This window comes from Streptomyces iranensis (genome assembly GCF_017874715.1).
Lineage (GTDB): Bacteria > Actinomycetota > Actinomycetes > Streptomycetales > Streptomycetaceae > Streptomyces > Streptomyces iranensis.
This window is the reverse complement of the sequence record NZ_JAGGLR010000020.1, coordinates 42,605-60,733: the sequence shown is the minus strand read 5'-3', so window position 1 is coordinate 60,733 and position 18,129 is coordinate 42,605. Positions and strand designations below refer to the sequence as shown.

General features: G+C 74.3%; 15 protein-coding genes. All 15 read left to right on the top strand.

All coding sequences use genetic code 11. The features are described 5' to 3' along the window. Window position 1 precedes the first annotated feature (1 nt). The 15 genes from J2Z30_RS32610 to J2Z30_RS32540 all read left to right on the top strand — a co-directional run bounded on the left by J2Z30_RS32610 (window position 2) and on the right by J2Z30_RS32540 (window position 18,124). Window positions 2-1,495: a phage tail sheath family protein gene (locus J2Z30_RS32610; protein WP_044567538.1), complete on the top strand. Its 1,494-nt coding sequence runs from the start codon at window positions 2-4 to the stop codon at window positions 1,493-1,495. Continuing rightward, entirely contained in the window at window positions 1,492-2,010 is a 519-nt protein-coding gene (locus J2Z30_RS32605) for a phage tail protein (RefSeq protein WP_020865982.1), read from the top strand. The genes J2Z30_RS32610 and J2Z30_RS32605 overlap by 4 nt, the downstream gene beginning before the upstream one ends. Window positions 2,011-2,024: 14 nt before the next feature. Continuing rightward, window positions 2,025-2,204, top strand: a complete 180-nt coding sequence (locus tag J2Z30_RS32600; protein WP_245388706.1) for a putative phage tail protein — start codon at window positions 2,025-2,027, stop codon at window positions 2,202-2,204. An 88-nt stretch (window positions 2,205-2,292) separates the two neighbouring features. Continuing rightward, window positions 2,293-2,964: a CIS tube protein gene (locus tag J2Z30_RS32595; protein ID WP_044567533.1), complete on the top strand. Its 672-nt coding sequence runs from the start codon at window positions 2,293-2,295 to the stop codon at window positions 2,962-2,964. 10 nt (window positions 2,965-2,974) lie between these two features. Continuing rightward, window positions 2,975-4,156, top strand: coding sequence for a phage late control D family protein (locus J2Z30_RS32590; protein ID WP_044567532.1), 1,182 nt, complete (start codon window positions 2,975-2,977; stop codon window positions 4,154-4,156). 2 nt (window positions 4,157-4,158) lie between these two features. Beyond that, the gene (locus J2Z30_RS32585) at window positions 4,159-4,854 is read left to right on the top strand and encodes a phage baseplate assembly protein V (protein ID WP_245388705.1); all 696 of its coding nucleotides are present in this window, start codon (window positions 4,159-4,161) and stop codon (window positions 4,852-4,854) included. Then, entirely contained in the window at window positions 4,851-5,273 is a 423-nt protein-coding gene (locus J2Z30_RS32580) for a GPW/gp25 family protein (protein ID WP_044567528.1), read from the top strand. The genes J2Z30_RS32585 and J2Z30_RS32580 overlap by 4 nt, the downstream gene beginning before the upstream one ends. Further along, on the top strand, window positions 5,270-7,228 hold the full coding sequence (locus tag J2Z30_RS32575) for a putative baseplate assembly protein (protein ID WP_044567526.1): 1,959 nt from the start codon (window positions 5,270-5,272) through the stop codon (window positions 7,226-7,228). Before J2Z30_RS32580 ends, J2Z30_RS32575 begins: the two co-directional genes overlap by 4 nt. Next, entirely contained in the window at window positions 7,225-9,288 is a 2,064-nt protein-coding gene (locus J2Z30_RS32570) for a putative baseplate assembly protein (RefSeq protein WP_044567524.1), read from the top strand. The genes J2Z30_RS32575 and J2Z30_RS32570 overlap by 4 nt, the downstream gene beginning before the upstream one ends. Further along, window positions 9,285-11,282, top strand: a complete 1,998-nt coding sequence (locus J2Z30_RS32565) for a phage tail protein I (RefSeq protein ID WP_044567522.1) — start codon at window positions 9,285-9,287, stop codon at window positions 11,280-11,282. Before J2Z30_RS32570 ends, J2Z30_RS32565 begins: the two co-directional genes overlap by 4 nt. Before the next feature lie 12 nt (window positions 11,283-11,294). Next, the gene (locus J2Z30_RS32560) at window positions 11,295-12,572 is read left to right on the top strand and encodes a hypothetical protein (protein ID WP_044567521.1); all 1,278 of its coding nucleotides are present in this window, start codon (window positions 11,295-11,297) and stop codon (window positions 12,570-12,572) included. A gap of 2 nt (window positions 12,573-12,574) precedes the next feature. Further along, window positions 12,575-14,590: a hypothetical protein gene (locus J2Z30_RS32555; RefSeq protein ID WP_044567519.1), complete on the top strand. Its 2,016-nt coding sequence runs from the start codon at window positions 12,575-12,577 to the stop codon at window positions 14,588-14,590. Further along, a complete protein-coding gene (locus J2Z30_RS32550; RefSeq protein WP_044567518.1) occupies window positions 14,587-15,723 on the top strand; it encodes a hypothetical protein in 1,137 nt (378 codons plus the stop codon). Before J2Z30_RS32555 ends, J2Z30_RS32550 begins: the two co-directional genes overlap by 4 nt. 2 nt (window positions 15,724-15,725) lie before the next feature. Further along, window positions 15,726-16,256: a hypothetical protein gene (locus J2Z30_RS32545; protein WP_078956461.1), complete on the top strand. Its 531-nt coding sequence runs from the start codon at window positions 15,726-15,728 to the stop codon at window positions 16,254-16,256. Further along, window positions 16,253-18,124, top strand: a complete 1,872-nt coding sequence (locus J2Z30_RS32540; protein WP_044567514.1) for a hypothetical protein — start codon at window positions 16,253-16,255, stop codon at window positions 18,122-18,124. The genes J2Z30_RS32545 and J2Z30_RS32540 overlap by 4 nt, the downstream gene beginning before the upstream one ends. The last annotated feature ends 5 nt before the right edge of the window (window positions 18,125-18,129 follow it).

The following is an 18,129-nucleotide window of genomic DNA, read 5'->3' as shown; positions in this document are numbered from 1 at the left end:
TATGGCAGGCGAAGCGCTCCCCGGAGTATCCCTCGCGTGTCCGCCACGCGGCTCCGGCACCGAGCCGCTGCGCACCGACGTGGCGGCGTTCCTGGGCCGGCTCCGCCGCGGCCCGGTCGGCACTCCCGTGCGCGTGGAGAGCTGGAACGACGTCGTGGGCACCTTCGGGCCGCCGGAGGGCGCCTTCGCCACCCCGTACGCACTGCGCGGCTTCTTCGAGAACGGCGGCCGCACCGCCTGGGTGCTCCGCGTGTCCGGGCCGGCCACCACCGCCCGGACGGCGTGGCCGGTCGGGTCGCTGAGCGGATGGGACGCCACGAGCTACCAGGTGGTGGCCACCAGCCCCGGAGCCTGGGCCAATGGCGGGCGCGTCGCCATCCGTCACCAGGCCAGCACCGTCGCCGGACCGCCCACCGTGGGCGTCCGGGTGATGATGCCCGGCGAGCCGCCCGAGACCTTTCCCGGGCTGCCGCCCGCCGGCCTGGCCGACCGGCTCACCGGATCCCGCTACATCCGGCTGGTCCCGGACGGGCCGCCACCGCCACCGGGGCGGCCCGGCCCGATCTCGACGTCCTGGGACCTGACGCTCGCGGGCGGCGCGGACGCCGCGCCCACCCGCGGGGCGTACTCGGACGCCGTGACAGAACAGGCCGAACTGCCCGAACCGGCGCTGGTGGCGCTGCCGGACCTGGGCACGGACCTGTCCGGCGCCGCGCACACCGACATGGTGCTCGAACTGCTGCGGAGCGTGGAGCCTTCGCATGACCGCCTCGCCGTACTGGACGTGCCGCCCGCGCTGTCCTCCGTGGACCAGGTGGTGGACTGGGTGGGCTCCCTGGAGGCCACCGGCGACAGCCAGTTGCTCGGCTGCGCCGCCGTCTACCATCCGCCGCTGCGCACCCCCGACGGGCAGGATCTGCGCACCGTCCCGGCGTCCGGGCACGTCCTGGGCGTCATCGCCCGACTCGACGGCGAGCGCGGGGCACACCACACGCCCGCGAACGCGGTGATCCTGGAGGCGGTCGACCTCGCCACCGAATACCCCGAGCCGCAGCAGGTCCGGCTGTTCGACGCGGGGATCGACCTGATCCGGTGCACCCGCGGGCGGGGGCTGATGGTGTGGGGCGGGCGCACCCTGTCCGCCGACCCGGGCACCCGCCACATCGCCCACCGACGGCTGGTGCACCTGCTGGTGCGCGCGATCCGGCGGGCGGCGAGCCCGCTGGTGTTCGACGTCAACTCGGCAGAGCTGCGGCTGACGTTGGTACGGGCGCTGACCTCCGTGCTCCTGTCGGCCTTCCGGGCCGGGGCGCTCGCCGGGGCCCGCCCCGAGCAGGCGTTCCGGGTGGTGTGCGACGACACCAACAACCCGCCCGAGCAGGACCCGGGGCAACTGGTCTGCGAGATCGAGGTGGCCCCGGCCGTCCCCATGGAGTTCATCCGGCTGCGTCTCGTACTCGGCCAGGACCGAGGTCTGGAGGTGATCGAGGCGTGAGCCTGGATCCGCTGCCCAAATACCGCTTCCTGGTCACCCTCGACCCCGGCGACGCGTATCTGCCCGCCGCGCAGGCACTGCTGCTGCCGCTGGCCGCCTCCGGCGCGTTCCAGGAGGTCACCGGGCTCGGTGCGCAATTGGAGGTGACGAGCTACCCGGAGGGCGGGCGCAACGACTCGGTCCACCAACTGCCGCTGCGCCACTCATGGAACCGGATCACGCTCAAGCGCGGCGTGGTGCGCGATCCGGGGCTGTGGTCCTGGTACCAGGCCGGGCTGGCCGACTCGCTGGGCGCCCGCCGTGACGGCGCGGTGATCGTGCTCGGCCCGGACGGGGTGCCCGGTGCGGCCTGGGCCTTCCATGGCGGGCTCGCCGCCAAGTGGACCGGCCCGGACCTGCACGGAGAGCAGAACGCGATCGCCATCGAGTCGCTGGAGATCGCGCACGAGGGGCTGACGAAGGTTCTGCAGGACGCCGCGGCGAGCGCCTTGCCGCGCCAGATCCAAGGGAGGTGACCGAGGTGCCGAAGGTGACCATTCACCACCTCGAGGTCCGGTTCCAGGTGGACGGCGACGACGGCGCCGTGTTCACCCGCCTGTTCAACCAGCACATCCAGGCGTGGGCGAAGTTGTACGAGGACCAGTGCGCACGCGCCAAACACACCGAGGCCGAACGGCGCTTCGGCGACGCGGAGGGCCGTTACTCGTGAGCGTCGCACGCGCGGCCGCCGGGCCGCAGACGGTGACGAAAGCCGCGCCTCTGCGCCGCGCGGGCGGAGAAGCGAACAAGGAGGCAGCGTGAGCGTGACGCCCGTGTCCTTCGCCGGGCAGGGTGCCGCCCGCGCCCGGCTGGAGATCGTCCGGCCGGTGATCGCCGACGAGCGGCAGCGGCGGATCCCGCTGCGGTTCAACCCCACCGACTACAAGCTGAGCAAGAGCAACACGTTCGCCGAGATCACCATCCCGGGCCTCGAGACACCGCCTCTGCAGTACGTCCGCGGCGGCACGGAGACCCTCACCGTGCAGGCGCTGGTGGACACCTCCGACACCCTGGAGAACGTACGGAAGGCCTACGTCAACGCGGTGCGCAACCTGCTGCGGCCCGACAGCCGCGAACACGCGCCACCGGTCGTCCGGTTCGTCTGGGACGAGGAGGTCTTCACCGGCGTCGTGGAGAAGCTGGACGTCAACTACCAGCTTTTCCGGCCCGACGGCGTGCCGCTGCGGGCCATGCTGGACCTCTCGCTCAAGGAGTTCCGCACCGCCGCCGCGCAGGTCGCCGAGACACCCCGCTCGTCGCCCACGGTGGAGAAGAGCTATGTGGTGCGCCGCGGCGACACCCTCAGCTCCATCTCCGCCGCGCTGTACCGGCGGCCCGACGCCTGGCGGGAGCTGGCGCGAGCCAATGGCATCAGCGACCCACGGGACCTGCGGCCGGGCCGGGTGCTGACCGTGCCCCGGCTGGCGTGAGGAGCGCGCGATGAGCACCCCCACTCCCGAGGTCGCCTCGCCCGACCGGTACGCGCCCGAGTTCGATGTGCGCATCGAGGGCCTGGAGATGGACCCGTCCACCAAGAACGACATCATCGACATCAAGGTGAACCGGGACATCGACGAGCTGTCCGGCTTCGATCTCACCCTGAACAACTGGGACGACGCCAATCTGCGGTTCAAGCACAGCGATTCGCCCCGCTTCCGGCTCGGCGGCCGGGTCTCGGTCCGGCTGGGCTACGCCGACAAGCTGCTCACCGTCGCCACCGGGACCATCGCCACGCTCAGCCCGAAGTTCACCGACGGCGCGTCGCCCACCGTCCAGGTCAGCGGCGTGGACGGGCTGCTGCGGCTCAAGGACCGCAAGCCCACCGAGAACGAGACCAAGATCTACCGCAATCTGCCGGACTGGCGCATCGCCGAGCAGATCGCCCAGCGCAACCACCTGCGCATCGAGGTCACCCGGGAAGGGCCCACCCATGACGTGGTGGTGCAGAAGAACCAGGACGACGCGACCTTCCTGCTGGAGCGGGCCAAGCGGCTCGACTTCGACTGCTACGTCCTGCCGGACGCGAAGACCGGCGAGGACACGCTGTACTTCACCAAGCCGACCGACGGCCGCGACGGCCGCCCGATCCGGCTGTACCGGCTGGCGTACGCACCCGGGCTGAGCACCGGCCCCACCGGCCGGCCCGAGGGGCTGGTCCCCAACCTGATGGAGTTCACCCCGACGCTGACCGTCTCCCAGCAGGTCAGCAAGGTCACCGTGCGCGGCTGGGACCCCCGTACCAAACAGTCGATCGCGTTCACCGCGACCGCCGAGAACCTCCCGGCCGGGCAGAACACGGCCGACGGGCAGAGCGGGCCGCAGGTCGCCGAGTCCACTCTGCAGGGCCGCCAGGAGGTCGTGGTGGACGCACCCGTAGGCAGTGACCAGGAGGCCCGCGAACTCGCGATCAGCCTGCTGCGCGAGCGGGCCTACGAGTTCATCACCGCGACCGGCAAGGTGGCGGGCCTGCCCGAGCTGCGGCCCGGCGACAACCTGGAGATCTACGGCCTCGGCCACCGCTTCTCGGGCACCTACTTCGTCAAGCGGGTCGAGCACACCCTCAACACCAGTGGTTTCTTCACCCAGTTCACCGCCCGGCGGATCCATCAGGGGGACCAGTGACCATGAGGGGCACGCCACGCGCCCGCTCCACCGACAAGCGCTACTACGGCGTGGTCGAGGCGCTCGTCGTGGAGAACGAGGGCGACGACGAGGGCCAGGTGAAGCTGAAGTTCCCGTGGTTCGACGACACCACGGTCACCGACTGGGTCCGGGTCAGCCAGCTCTACGCGGGAGGCGGCTACGGCTCGGTGTTCGTCCCCGAGAAGGGCGATGAGGTGCTCGTCGCCTTCGTCCACGGGGACATGCGGTACCCGATCGTGCTGGGCGGCCTCTACAACGGCGAGGACAAGCCGCCGACCGCCCGCACCGAAGGCCGCGACCAGAAGATCATCCGGACCCGGCACGGCCATGAGGTGCTCCTCGACGACACCCGGTCCAAGGCCGCCGTACGGATCACCTCCGCCGCCGGACACGTCGTGGAGCTGGACGACCAGGGCAAGGCGATCCGTATCACCGCGGCCGAGGGCGGCAGCGTCACCGTGACCGCGCAGGGCGAAATCACCCTCAAGGCACCGAAGCTGACGGTCGATTCCCCCTCCATCGACCTCGGCGGCGGTGCCACCGAACCGCTCGTGCTCGGCAACACGCTGCTCCAGGCGTTCAACACCCACACCCATCCCTCCGCCGCCGGGCCCACCGGCCCACCGGCCCCGCCGCTCACCCCCGCCGTGCTGGCCAAGAAGGCGAGGACGGCATGAGCGAGGAGTTCCTCGGAACCGGCTGGCGGTTCCCGATCCTGCCCGACGCGTCCGGGCGACTCGGCTACGCCGTCGGCGAGGAGAGCATCGAGCACTGTCTGCGGGCGCTGCTGCTCACCGGCACCGGCGAGCGGGTCATGCGGCCCGAACTGGGCACTCGCGCCCAGGAGTTGGTGTTCGCGCCCGGCAGTGTGCAGAACCTGCGCGACCTGGAGCAGTCGATCGCCGTCGCCGTCCGCGACCATGAGCCGCGGGTGGAACTGGAGGAGGTCCGCGCGGAGGCCGACCCGGCTGACGAGTCGCGGATCACCGTCTCGATCGTCTACCGCATCCGGCGCAGCAACACCAAGGCGAACCTGGTCTTCCCGTTCTACACGGGGCTCACCGGACTCACGGGCCTCACCGGGGGCACACCGTGACCCTGCCCCCGCCGAAGCTGGACGACCTCACCTGGGCCGACATGATGGCGGCCATCCGCCGCCGGATCCCCGCCGAGTCCGACGGCACCTGGACGCTGCACGCGCCCGTCGACCCCGGCGTCACCCTCCTCGAACTCTTCGCCTACCTCCTCGAACAGCGGCTGTACTGGCTCGACCAGGTGCCGGACGCGCTCGTGGTGGCCATACTGCGGCTGCTCGGCCTCGAACCGCCGCGCCCGGCCCGCCCCGCCGCCACCGTGCTGCGCCTCGCCGCCCGGCAGGAGGGCACCGCGGTCCCCCTCGTCCCCGCCGGGACGGCGCTCACCCGGGACCCCACCGGGCGGGTCGTCTTCACCCTCGACGACGACGTGGCCGTGCTGCCGCTCGCCGAGGGCGGGGAAGTCACCGTGTGGACCGACCGCGACCGCACGGCGGATCTGCGGGCCCGGCGCGGCATCGCGCTGCTGGCGAGCGACGGCGCCCCGGCGCGGGTCCGGTTCACCCTGCCGCTCACCGGGGACCACCCCGCACCCGGACCGATCGGGCTGCTCGTGGAGCTGGACGCGCCCGCCGCGTCCGCGCCGTCGTGGCTGCCCGGGGCGGTCGCCGACGTACCGCCTCCCGCGGAGCTGACCTGGTCGTGGTTCCGGCCGGGCACGGACATCTCCGGTGCGTATCAGAAGGTCGAGGACGGCACGGGCGGGCTCAGACGGTCCGGTGTCGTCCGGCTCCACCCCCCGGCCGACTGGTCCACGCGGGACACCGGGCTCCTGGTGTCCACCCCGGCCGCCACCTACGCGGCCCCGCCCCGCCTCCTCCAACTCGCCGTCAACGCCTCCGCCGCACGCCACAGCCGGCATCACACGGTGAGCGGCGCCGACCTCCAGGACCAGATCGGCGCCTGGCTCAGGCTGCCCGGCCGGCACCTCGTCCTGCCGGACGCCGCCGACCACCTCCTGGAGGCGACGCTGCGCCTGGCGGGCCAGGAGTGGCGGCCGGCACCGGACTTCACCTTCGGCTCCCCGGCCGACCGGATCTTCGTGCTCGACCGCGCCGAGGGCGCGCTGGTGTTCGGCGACGGACTCACCGGGCGCATCCCCCACCCGGACCCGGACCCGGACCCGGGCCCGGACACGCTCATCGACTACGTGACCGGCGGCGGCCGGATCGGCAACGGCGGCATGACCGGCAACTGGCTCCCCGCTCAGGACATCCCGGGAGCGGTCTCGGCCGCCAACCTCGTACGGGCCGAAGGCGGCACCGACCCGGAGACCATCACCGAGGCGCGCCGCCGCGCCGCCGCGTCCCTGGGGGAGGTGACGCGCGCGGTCACCGCCGAGGACTACGTCACCCTGGCGCGTGCGACACCGGGCGTCGCCATCGCCCGCGCCTACCCGGCCGTCGGCGCGCACCCCGGCTTCCCGTGTGCCACGGTGCCCGGCGCGGTGACCGTCCATATCGTCCCGGCCGCGCCCCGCGACGACCTCACCCGCGAGGACTTCGTGGCCGCGCCGCTCCCCGACCCCGGGATGCTGCGCGCGGCCGCCGCCCACCTCGAACAGGCCCGGTTGCTCACCTCCGAGGTCTTCGTCCGCGCGCCCCGCTACCGCGAGGTGACGCTGCGCGTGACCCTGTCGGGCGACCCGGCGGACGTCACCCGCGTGTCCACCGCGCTCACCGCCGCGCTGCGCCGCTTCCTGGACCCGCTCGTGGGCGGTGAGGACCAGGACGGCTGGCCGTTCGGACAGCCGCTGCGGCCCTCGGCCCTGCTGCGGGCCGCACAGCGGGCGCTGGGCGACCTCGCGGACGTCGCCGCCGTGGCGATCGGCCTCGACGGGGCCGACGCGGTCGAGGAGTGCGACGAGGTGCCGCTCGGTGCCGGGGAGCTTCCCGTCCTGCGGGCCGTCCACACCCGGATCGTGCCCGCCGTCGAACCGGGGGAGGGGCTGGCATGACCGGCGAGGTGTGGTGGGAGAGGGACGCGCGGGAACGGGAGCGCGAGGAAGGGCGTATCGTGCCCGGCCCCGGCCCGACCGGCGGCCGGCCCGAACTGGTCGACGCCACCCGCGAGGCCGTCCGCGCCGATGTCCGCGGCCGGATCGCGGGCTACACCCCGGACTGGACCGACCCCGACCGGCAGGACGCCGGTGTCGCCCTCGTCCGCCTCTTCGGCACCCAGACCGAACCCGTACTCGGCCGCGTCAACCGGCTGCCGGAGAAGGTGCTGGCCGAACACCTGGCGACGGCGGGCGTGCGGCGGCGCCCGGCCGGAGCGGCGGCCACGCTGCTGGAGTTCACCGTCAACCCGCCGGACGGCGCCTCGGTGCTCGTCCCCGCCGGGTTCCAGAGCGCCGCCTCGACCCCGGCGGGCCAGGTCGTCTACGAGACGGACCAGGATCTGTACGCCACCCCGGCCACCCTCGCCGATCTCGCCGTCCAGGAGGCCGGAACGCTCCAGGCACTCCCGCTGGGACCGGCCGGGCCCAGCCGTCCCTTCGAGCCCTTCGGCCGCGATCCGCGGCCCGGCAACGCGCTGTGGATCGGACTCGCCGGACCGGCCGCCCCCTATCCGCGGCTGTCGCTGGGCTTCGTGGTCGTCGCCGCTCCGCCCGCCCCCGCGGCCTCCGGCGGCACCGCGCCGCTGCCGCTGCCGCCCGCGCCGCTGCTGCGCTGGGACGTGCTGGACGGCAATCGGCTCGTCCCCGCCGAGCTGATGCGGGACTCCACGGCCGGGTTCGGCGCCAGTGGGACCGTCGAACTGCGGGTCCCGCGGTCATGGCAGCCGGGCAGCCCGTCCGGCCCCCGGCCCCGGCTGCGCTGGCTGCGCCTGCGGATCGCGCACGGCGCCTTCGCCGGACCCGCGCCCGTGCTGTCCGGGCTGCGGCTGAACGTGGTCGCCGCCACCGCCGCCCGCACCATCCGCGACGAGCCGCTGCAGCCCGTCCAGGACCCGGCGGCGACCGGGCTGCGGCGCATGAAGCTCAGCCAGGTGCCCATCCTCTCCGGTTCGGTGGTCATCGAGGTGGACGACGACACGGGCGGCGATGTGTTCGGCACCACGGCCGGCGCCACGGCCGGAACCTCGTCCCGGTGGCGCGAGGTGGAGAGCCTGGCCGGGTACGGCGCCGACGACCGGGTGTTCACCGTGGACCACGAGAGCGGCGAGGTGACCTTCGGGGACGGCGTCAGCGGCGCGGCCGTCCCGCCCGGCTTCCGCAACGTCCGCGCCGTGCGCTACCGCGTCGGCGGCGGCAGCGCCGGGGCCGTAGCGGCGGGCGCGGTCAACGGGGTGGTGACCGCGCTGCCGTTCGTCACCGGCGTGAGCAACCCCTTCCCGGCCTCCGGCGGAACGGACGCCGAGCCCGACGCCGACGCGATGCGCCGCGGCGCCGGTGAACTGCGCGCCCGCGGCCGGGCGGTGGCCCCGGCCGACTACGGGCAGCTCGCCACCCGCGCGCCCGGTGCCTCGGTGGCCCGCGCCCGGGGCGTGCCCGGTCTGCACCCCGACTTCGCCGGGGCACCGATCCCGGGCGTGGTGGGCGTCCTCGTCGTACCGCCCGTACCGCCGGGCGGAGATCCGGACGAACCGCCGGTCGCCACCGCCGCGACCCTCAAGGCCGTCGCCGACTTCCTCGTCCGCGAAGCCGCCCCCGCCGGAGTCACTGTGGTCGCCGCCCCCGCGCCGTACCGCCGCGTCGGAGTGGAGTCCTGGGTGGCCCTCGACCCGGATCTCGACCGGGCCGCCGTCCTGGCCAGGGCCGGGGACGCGGTGCGCACCTATCTGGATCCGCTGCGCGGCGGGGAGGACGGCGCGGGCTGGCCCTTCGGCGGCCCGCTGCGCCACACGGCGCTGGTCCGGCGGCTCCTGGCGGTCGAGGGCGTGCTGGCCGTCACCCGGCTCTCGCTCACCGTCGACGGAGTGCGCCGACCGCCCTGCACCGACCACGCCCTCCCGCCCCACACCCTCGTCTGGCCGGAGCGCCCGCTGCTGATCCCGGTAGGAGACCAGCCATGACGTGCACCCCGCACCCCGCGACCTTCCGCCTCCTCGACGCCTACGTCGGCTGGGACCAGTGGGACCTCCAGCAGGCTGACGGCATCGTCGGCTTCGAGGATCCGGCCGGACTCCGGCTCGCCCACCGCGGCGCCGCGCCGGAAGGGCCCACCAGGGACCGGCTACTGCCGTGGTTCCCCGACCCCCGCCTCGCGCCCGGATGCGGGCCGTGCGGCTGGTATCTGCTCGTCCCCGGCGAGCGGCGGCTGCTGCGCCGTGACGGGTGCAGCGGCGCCTTCGCCCCCGTCTGGCCACCCGGCTGCGACCCCGACCCGCTGTGCGAACCGGTCTCGGTCGCCGCGCGCGGACACCGGCTGGCCGTGGTGGAGTCCGGCCGGGTCCTGGTGTGGCGCCGCGACGGGGAGCAACTCGCCGGTGTGATCCGGGCCGAGCGGCCCCGGTGGGCCGCCCTGGGTCCTGACGACGACATCCTGGTGGCCTGTCAGGGCAGCACGGATCTGCGGCGGTTCGACTCGGTCGGCGGCTTCCGAGGCGTGCTGCGCACCGGTGTGCGCGGCGAGATCATCGGCCTGCGCACCGGGCCGGGGCGGACCGTGTGGCTGCTCACCGACGACGGCGGGCGGCTCGGCATCCACCGGGGCGGTCACCGCCGCCCCTTCCGCCCCGTCACCGTCGACGAACTGGCCGCGGCCCTGCCGCCGTCCACGCTCACCGCGGCGGACGAGGACGGGTTCTGCCTGGCCGAGAAGGGCCCGGAGGGCCCCGAGACCCTCTGCTTCACCTGGCAGGGCCAGCCCCGGGACCCCGCGCCGCCCGCCACCGACGCGTATGTCACCAGCGGGTCGTACCTCACCGCCCTCATCGACAGCGGCATTTCGCGGTGCCGCTGGCACCGCGTGCGTCTGGACGCCGAGGTGCCCGCGGGGACAGCGGCCGCCGTCGAGATCGTGGTGAGCGAGGACGGCCGGTACGACGAGAGCGACTGGCAGGCGTCGGCCCCTGGCGTCACGGACTTCCTCGTCGACCAGCCGCCCGGCCGCTTTCTGCGGCTACGGCTGCGGCTGTCCGGCGACGGCGGCTCGACTCCGGTGCTGCGCCGGATCCGGCTGGACTTCCCCCGCGTCACCAGCGCCGATCTGCTGCCGCCCGCCTTCCGTGAGGATCCCGCGGCCGACGACTTCACCGAGCGCTTCCTGTCGCTGTTCGACGCCACGCTCGCCCAGCTCGACCGGGTGATCGAGCGGTATCCGTCGCTCCTCGACCCGGCGGGCGTCCCGGACCGGGCGCTGCCGTGGCTGGCCGGGCTGCTGGGCCTGTCGTTCGAGGCGGGCTGGGACGCCCGCACCCGGCGCGCGCTGCTGGCCGCCGCCCCGGAGCTCTACCGGCGCCGGGGCACGCCATGGGCGCTGCGCGAGGCGGTGCGCATCGTGTTCGGAGTGGCCCCGGTCGTGGACGAGTTGGCGGCGGACCGCCGCTGGGCCCACCTGCGCGCGGCGCAGGACCAAGCCCGGGGCACGGACCAAGGCCGGGACACGGACCAAGCCCGGGGCACGGACCAAGGGCTCGGCGCCATAAGGCTGTTCGGCCGCTCGGCGAGCCGCTTCCGGGTCGGCGGCACGGCGCTGGGCGCGGCGCCGCTGCGCGCCTTCGGCGCGCCGGACAGCGACCCGTTCACCGCGCACGCGCACCGGTTCCGGCTGCTGCTGCCCGCCGGATCGGCGGACGCGACGGCGCTGCGGCGGCTGGTGGAGCGGCAGGCGCCCGCGCACACGGTGGGGTCGGTACGCACCGGCGGCGCGGGCTTCGTGGTCGGTGCGCGGTCCACGGTCGGCGTGGACACCGCGTTCGTCCCGCTGCCGGCGCCCGTACTGGGCGGAGCGAACCCCGTGCGGCTGAACCGCGACGGGGTGTTGAGGCCGGGACCGAGAGGGTTGCGCCGAGGGGTGGGCGTGGGAGTCGTCTCCGCCGTCGGCATGCATACGCAAGTGTCGTGAGAGGACGGGGCGATGACCGAGACAGGACCATCCAGGACCGAGGAGTTCCACGCGCCACCACTGCGCCGGCTGCGGTACTTCCACGGCCAGATGCTGGGCGCGCGCGACTTCCAGCGCGAACAGGAGTACCACCGCGAGAAGTTGAGACTGCGCATGCGCTGTCTGCTCGGCTACGGCGTGGTGTGCGGCCTCCACGTGGAACCGGTGCCACGGGACGAGCACGACTGCCCGCCGGACGACCCCGCCGAAGAGTCGGCGCGGCCCGAGCGGAGCACGCAGGAGGGCGGTGCGGAGGGCGGCACCGAGCCGGAGCGCACCCGGCGCAGGGCCAAGGTGAGGATCACTCCCGGTCTCGCCGTGGACTGCGAGGGCAACGAGGTCGTGGTGCGCGGCGGCTGTGAGATCGACCTGTGGAAGGCGCTGCCCCCGCACGAACGGGACACCGACACCGTCTGGATCGGCGTCGAGTACGCCGAGCGGCCCGTCGAACCCACCCGTGCCGTCTACAACGACGCCTGCGCGGACACCTCCGACTGCGAGTTCGGCTGGACCGAGGAGTGCTACACGGTGCGGGTCACCGGCTGCGAACCGCCGGTGGACGAGCGCTGTGACACCTGCTGCGAGCCGTGCGAGCACACGGTCCTGTGGCTGGCCAGGATCGATTGCGTGGACTGGTACGAGCCGGTGCGCCGCGACCTCATCCACATGAACGTACGCCGCCCGTTCGGCCGCCATCTGCCCACGGTGATCACCGGCGTCAACTGGATCCACGGCCACACCTACACCATCGACGAGGCCAAGGACCTCCTCGGCACCCTGGACCCGGACGGCGGGCTCGTGGTGCGGTTCTCCGCCGACGTACGGTCCGACACGCTGCGGCCCGGTGTGGTGGAGCTCCAGGTGATCGAGGGCGGCAGCGGCCGCAACGCCTCCACCTGGTACATGGGCGGCACCTTCGCCGATCCGGACCTGGAGTCCGACGAGTCCGACGAGTGCGACGAGTTCACCCAGGAGTTCCGCTACCGCCAGACCACGCGCGAGACGCTGCAGGACGGCGACCGCGTACTGATCACCGTGCGCGCCGCGTTCCTCCTCGACCGCTGCTGCCGCCCGGTCGACGGCACCCATGTCGGCGGGCGCGTCCCGCTCATCCGCACCGGCTCGACGCTGTCGGCCGAGTACGGCGGCGACTGCTGCGACCTCCCGCCCTCGGGCATCGGGCCCTGGACGTCCGGCACCGGCGCGGGCGGGGACGTCTTCGAGAGCTGGTTCTTCGTGAAGGAGCGCTGATCATGCGAACAGACTGCGGATGCGGCTGCGGTGGCGACGCCACCCGGACCTCCGCCTTCGTACGTCCTCGCTTCTTCGCAGGGCAACTGCTGACCGAGGACGACCTCAGCCTGCTGGTCGAGTACACGACGGCGAAGGCCAGACTGCACAACCGGTCCCTGTACGGGCCGGGAGTCATCTGCGGCCTCGGCGTCACCTGCGACCCGTGCGGCGGCGGAACCGTGGCGGTCCACCCGGGACACGCGCTGGACTGCACCGGGAACGACATCGTGGTGCCCTGCACCGAGCGGGTCGACGTCACCGCACTGGTACGGGAACGGCGCATCAGCGCCCTGGGCGTGGACTGCGGGGAAGACTGCGACAACGGCGACGACAACGACGACGGCGACGGCGGGCGCCGCTACGGGCTCTATGTGCGCTACCGCGAGCTCCCCGCAGAGCCGGTGGCGCCGTACGCCACCGAGGAGCCCTGCCCCTCACCGGGATGCGTGCCCTCCAGGATCCAGGAGGGATATCAATTCGTCGTCAGGTGCGACGACTTCGAGGACCACCGCCACAACCCCGGCACCCGCCTCCTGACGACCCTCGGCGACCTCGCACGCGCCGACCAGGCCCGCACCCGCGACCGGCGGCTGGGGTTCTACACCGACGCCCTGACCGTCGCGTCGCTCGGCACCGGCCGGGCCTTCCGCTTCGATGCCGCCGACGCCCAGCGGTACGCCACCGCCTTCGCGTGGCTGCGCGAGAACGCGGGCGGGGAGGGCCCGCCCGCCCCGCCGACGGCCCGCGAGATGACCGAGCACGTCCGGGCCCTGGCCGCCGCCGTCGCCCGGTACGACACCTACGACGCGGCCGGGCAGGCCCAGCTCGCGAGGGACTACCCGGACCTCGCCACCGTGCGGGAGGCCCGGAGCGCCCTGGGCACGGCGTGCGGGCGGCTCGGCGGCGCCGACCTGGAAGCGGCGTGGCCGGACCCGCTGCGCGCCGGGATCGCCCGCGCCGTCGTCACCGAGACCGCCGCCCGCGTCGTACCGGAGCGGGGCGACCCGGACGCGCCCCTGGAGGTGCGCATGCTGGCCCAGGGCACCCCGCTGGGGCATGCGCTGCGGGTGGAGTTCCGCGCGGACCTAGGCCTGATCCGGGAGTGGCTGCTGTGCCGGCTGGACCAGGCCACCGACCTCGCCGACTGCGCACTGCGCCAGGACGTCGCCGCCGTAGACGTACCGCCGCTGCTGCCGTCCCCGCCGCCGGACAGCACCGAGAAGGCCACCATCGCCGAGGTGCAGCAGATCGCGGAGGCGGCCGCCGCACTGGGCACCGCGGTGCGCCGGTTCCTGACCGACGCGGCCTGCGCCACGCTCAACCCGCCGTGCGGTGACCGCACCGACACCGACGTCCTGCTCGCCCATCTGGAGCTGAACGGCTGCGATGTCGTACGGGTCTGCTCGGCCACCCGGGAGCAGGTGCTGCCGGGTGGATCGGCGTACGGCGAATGGCTGCCCAAGCTCTACCGCTTGCGCGAACTCGCCGAGCGGGTGTGCTGCCGGCCGGTGCCGCGATACCAGAAGCCCACCCTGCCGTCCGAGGGCCCGGTGGCGCGCCCGTACGCGGACGGGCTGCTCGGCGACTGGCCGCGCACCGGGGACCTGGAGGAGATGCTGTCCCTGCTGCTGACCCCGGCACCCGGCGAGACACCGCCCAAGGCGCTGCACGAACAGGTCTACACGACCCCCAGCGAAGTCACCGACAGCATGCAGGAGCTCGCCCGGCTCAGAACGCGGGTCGCCGATCTCACCGCCGCCGTGGAGGGGCTGCGCGCCCAGCTTGGCAGCGCGCAGACGCAGGTGAGCCATCTGGAGGAGCGGGTGTCGAGCCCGGTGCCGGACCCGTCCGGCGAGTCCGCTCAGGCGCCGGATCAGACCCCGGACCAGCCGCCCGAGCAGGCGGCCGAGTCCGCCAAGCCCCCGGCCAAGCGCACCCGGTCGTCCCGTACCCGGAAGCCCGGTGAGACGCCATGACGGGCCCGCTGCGCCCCGCCTTCCACGAGGGCCAGGTGCTGGCCGCCGCGGACCTGTCGGCCACGGTGGAGTACGCGCGCGGCGGGGCCGCCCGGCATGCGCGGCATCTGCACGAGTGGGGCATCGTCGAAGGACTCGGCCTCGTCACCCAGCCCCGTACCGACCCGCTGACGGGCGTCCGCCATGTCGAGGTGAGCGTCGCGGCGGGGATCGCCGTGGACGGGACGGGCCGCGAGGTGGTCGTCGCCGAGCCGGTCGTACTGCGCGAGAGCGACTTCGAGGAGGTCAACGGCGCGGACCAGTCGACCGACGAGCCCTACCCGGTCTTCCTCACCGCGGCCGACCGGGAACCGGCGCAGCCCGCCGGGCCGGTCTCCTGCTCCGGGAGCGCCACGAAGACCCGGGTGGAGGAGTCGTACCAGATCCTCTTCGGGCGCCTCGGCGACGAGCGGCTGGCCGCCGAGCAGCAGCCGCCCGCGATCGGCGACCCACCGGCCGATCCACCCGTCCGCTGGCTGGTCCTGCTGGGCTATGTCCACTGGGCGGACGGCCACTTCAGCGGCGTCGAGACCGCGGCGCGGGGCGTCGCGGCGCGGTTCGCCGGAGTGCGCGCGGACACCGTCTCGGCCCGGTCGGGCGCGCTGACCCTGCGGACGGGCACGGAGACCCAGGAGGGCGAGCCGGCGCTGGTCCTGACCGGCGGCGAGACGCCGAACCTGGTCTTCGGCCTGTACCAGGGCGGTGGCGCGGTCGCTCCGCTGATGACCGTGGCGGCCAACGGCAACCTCACCATCGAGGGCAGCTTCGGCGGCCGGATGTCGGCCGGCAGCACGCTGGTGACCTCCGGGACCGCCACTGACGGGATGCTGCTGCCGCTGCCGTCCGGCGTCACCCCGGAACAGGTCGCCGACGGCCGGGTTGTGATCCATGTGCATCTGACCCCGCGCATACCGCCCCTGGCGGATTCGGCGCTGTTCAGCCCGGTGGAGGCCACGGTGGACGCCGACCGGCGGGTCCGCTGCCGGGTGCGCGTGTACAACCCCTCGGTCAACTGGAAGCAGCCGGTCGAACAGCCCGGGGCGGTCGACTTCCTCGTCCTGGCTACGGTCGCGGCAACGAACGGCGGTGGCTGACGATGGCTCTTTCCGTGGTGTACGCGGCCGACACCGGCCATGTCGTGGGCGCGCTCGCCCTGACCGGCGCCGGTGCCCCGGCCGATGTGGCGTCGCTCGTCGGACGCGCGCTGCCGCTGCGCGTCTCCCTGGGCGAGGGCCGCATCGCGACCCTTCCGCTGAACGCCAGGGACCTCGACGTGGCGGCGGTCGACGACGAACCGGGCGCCCTCGCCCAGCCGTTGGCCCACGGGGTCGAGACGACACCCGAGGGCAAACCCAAACCGGGGCTGGTGCGCCTCGCGTCGTGGACCGAGGGCATCACACTGGCCACGGACGGGGTCACCGTCACCGTGAAGGTCGCCTCGGCCCGCGCCACCCCCGTGGTCGCCCTGGTCTCCGACGAGCAGGACACCCATGTGCTCACCGGGGAGATCCCCGCCCAGCAGACCCAGGTGAAACTGCCGGTGACCCTCGAGGCGGGCAGTGCGCACGGGGTGCTGGTGCTCGCGGTCGGCTGGGCGGGCCGCCTGGAGAGGCTGGGGGTGACGTGAACGCGCCCACCGCCCCGACCGCCGACGGGACCGGCGATGGCGGTGAGCCCGGCGAGATCACCGTGCGCCGGTGCACCGTCACGGTGGTCCGGCGCGGCGGGTGGAGCTGGGGGCCCGAACCACGCGGGCTGATCCGCCATGTGGTGGATGCCCTGCCGGAGTTGCTGGCGGACCACTTCGCCGAGCGGCTGGCGGCCGACGGGCCGGACGTGGAGATCACCGAGCCGCTGACCGTCACCGTCCGGCCGGGCCGCTCCGGCCGCTCGGTGGCCGGCGGTCCGCCGGTCGAGGTCCACTTCGCGGCGGTGCCGGTCGTGGAACACCCCGTCGGCGAACCCGGCAGCGACGCCGAGTCGTTCGCGCGGTCCTTCGAGGAGTCGTTCGCGGCGGCCCCGGGCCCGTGGACCGCCCCGGGCGCCGCCGCGCTCTTCGCCGAACTCGCCGAGTGCGGCGAACTGGACGCGCTGCTCGCGCTGTTGCCGGACGCGTCGGTGCGGGCGTACTTCCTCGCCCTGCTCGGCGTGGACGACACGGCGGCCGCCCGGCTGCTCGCGGAACTCGTCGGACGCGCCCTCGCGGCGGACCCTCCGCCCGCGCCCGCGCACTCGCCGCTCGGTGAGGCCGTCCGTCCCGGGCCCGCCGAGGCGCTGCCCGAGTCTCTGCGCGCCGCCGTCGCGGGCGCCGACGCGGCGGAGCTGCCCCAGCTGCTCGCCGACTTCCTGGCGTCGGCCGACCGCGAGGAGCCGGTGCGTCTGGTCCGGGCCCTGGCCGGGCCGTATGCCCCGGGCGCCGAGGAGCCGCCCGGCGCGGCGGGCTCCACCGCCGCGGGTACCACCGCCGGGGCGAGCACGATCGCCGGGGCGCGGACCGGCGGCGAGGTACGGGTGTGGTCCGCCCTGCCCTTCCTGCTCGCCGGGCCACTGGCACGCATCGGGTACCTCGACGCGATCGGCCCCGCCCTGGCCGGTATCGAACTCGCCGAGGAGGCACCGCTGTTCGCCGCCGCCCTGGCGTACAAGGTGCTGGGCGAGACCACGCGGGGCTGGCGCCGCGCCGAACGCGACACCGAGGCCGCGGCCGCCTTCGCGGGCCTCCCGCCACCCGTCGCCGAGGAGCGGCTGACCGACTTCGCCCGCCAGGTGGGCCCCGCGCTCCCGGTCCTCGACGGCGTCCTGGCCCTGTCGGTGTGCCGAGGCCACGACCCCGCCGACCCGCTGCTGCTCACGGGGGCCGACGACGGGCTGCTCCTCGTCGACGCCCACGGCATGTTTCCCATCGCCTGGACCTCGGAGGCCGCCGGACTGCTGCCGTACTGGGAGTCCTGCGGGCGGCCGCCCGTGCTGCTCTGCGACGGGCCCCTGCCGCCCGGCACCCTGGGCGACCTGGCCTCGGCGGGCGTGCCGTTCCTCACCGGCGTACGGCCGCTGCGCGGCGACCCGGTGGTGCGGCTGCGCTGGCGCACCCCGCTGTGGGCCGCCGAGGGCGCGGCACCTGACCCGCGCCTCGCCGCCGAACTGCCCGCCCACGCCCAGCGGTGCGCGGACCTGGTCACCGCTATGGTCACCGAACGCCGGGCGGTGCCGCTCGCCCGGGACGGCGGTCTGGAGCGCACCGTGACCCTGGCCGCCGCGCTCGGCCTGTCCACCATCGCCTGGACGCTCTGGCGCGACCGCGAGACACCGGATCCGGTGCCGGCCCTGCGTCGGTTCGCCGACCTGGAGGCCACCGTGCGGTTCGAGGCCACGGCCGTCCGGGTGCGCGTCCCGATGGGCCGGCGCCATGCGGACCTCCGACACGGCGGCCTGCTCGCCGACGTACCCGACGTGGCCTGGCTGGGCGGCCGGACCCTGACCTTCTCGGCCGGGTGAGATCC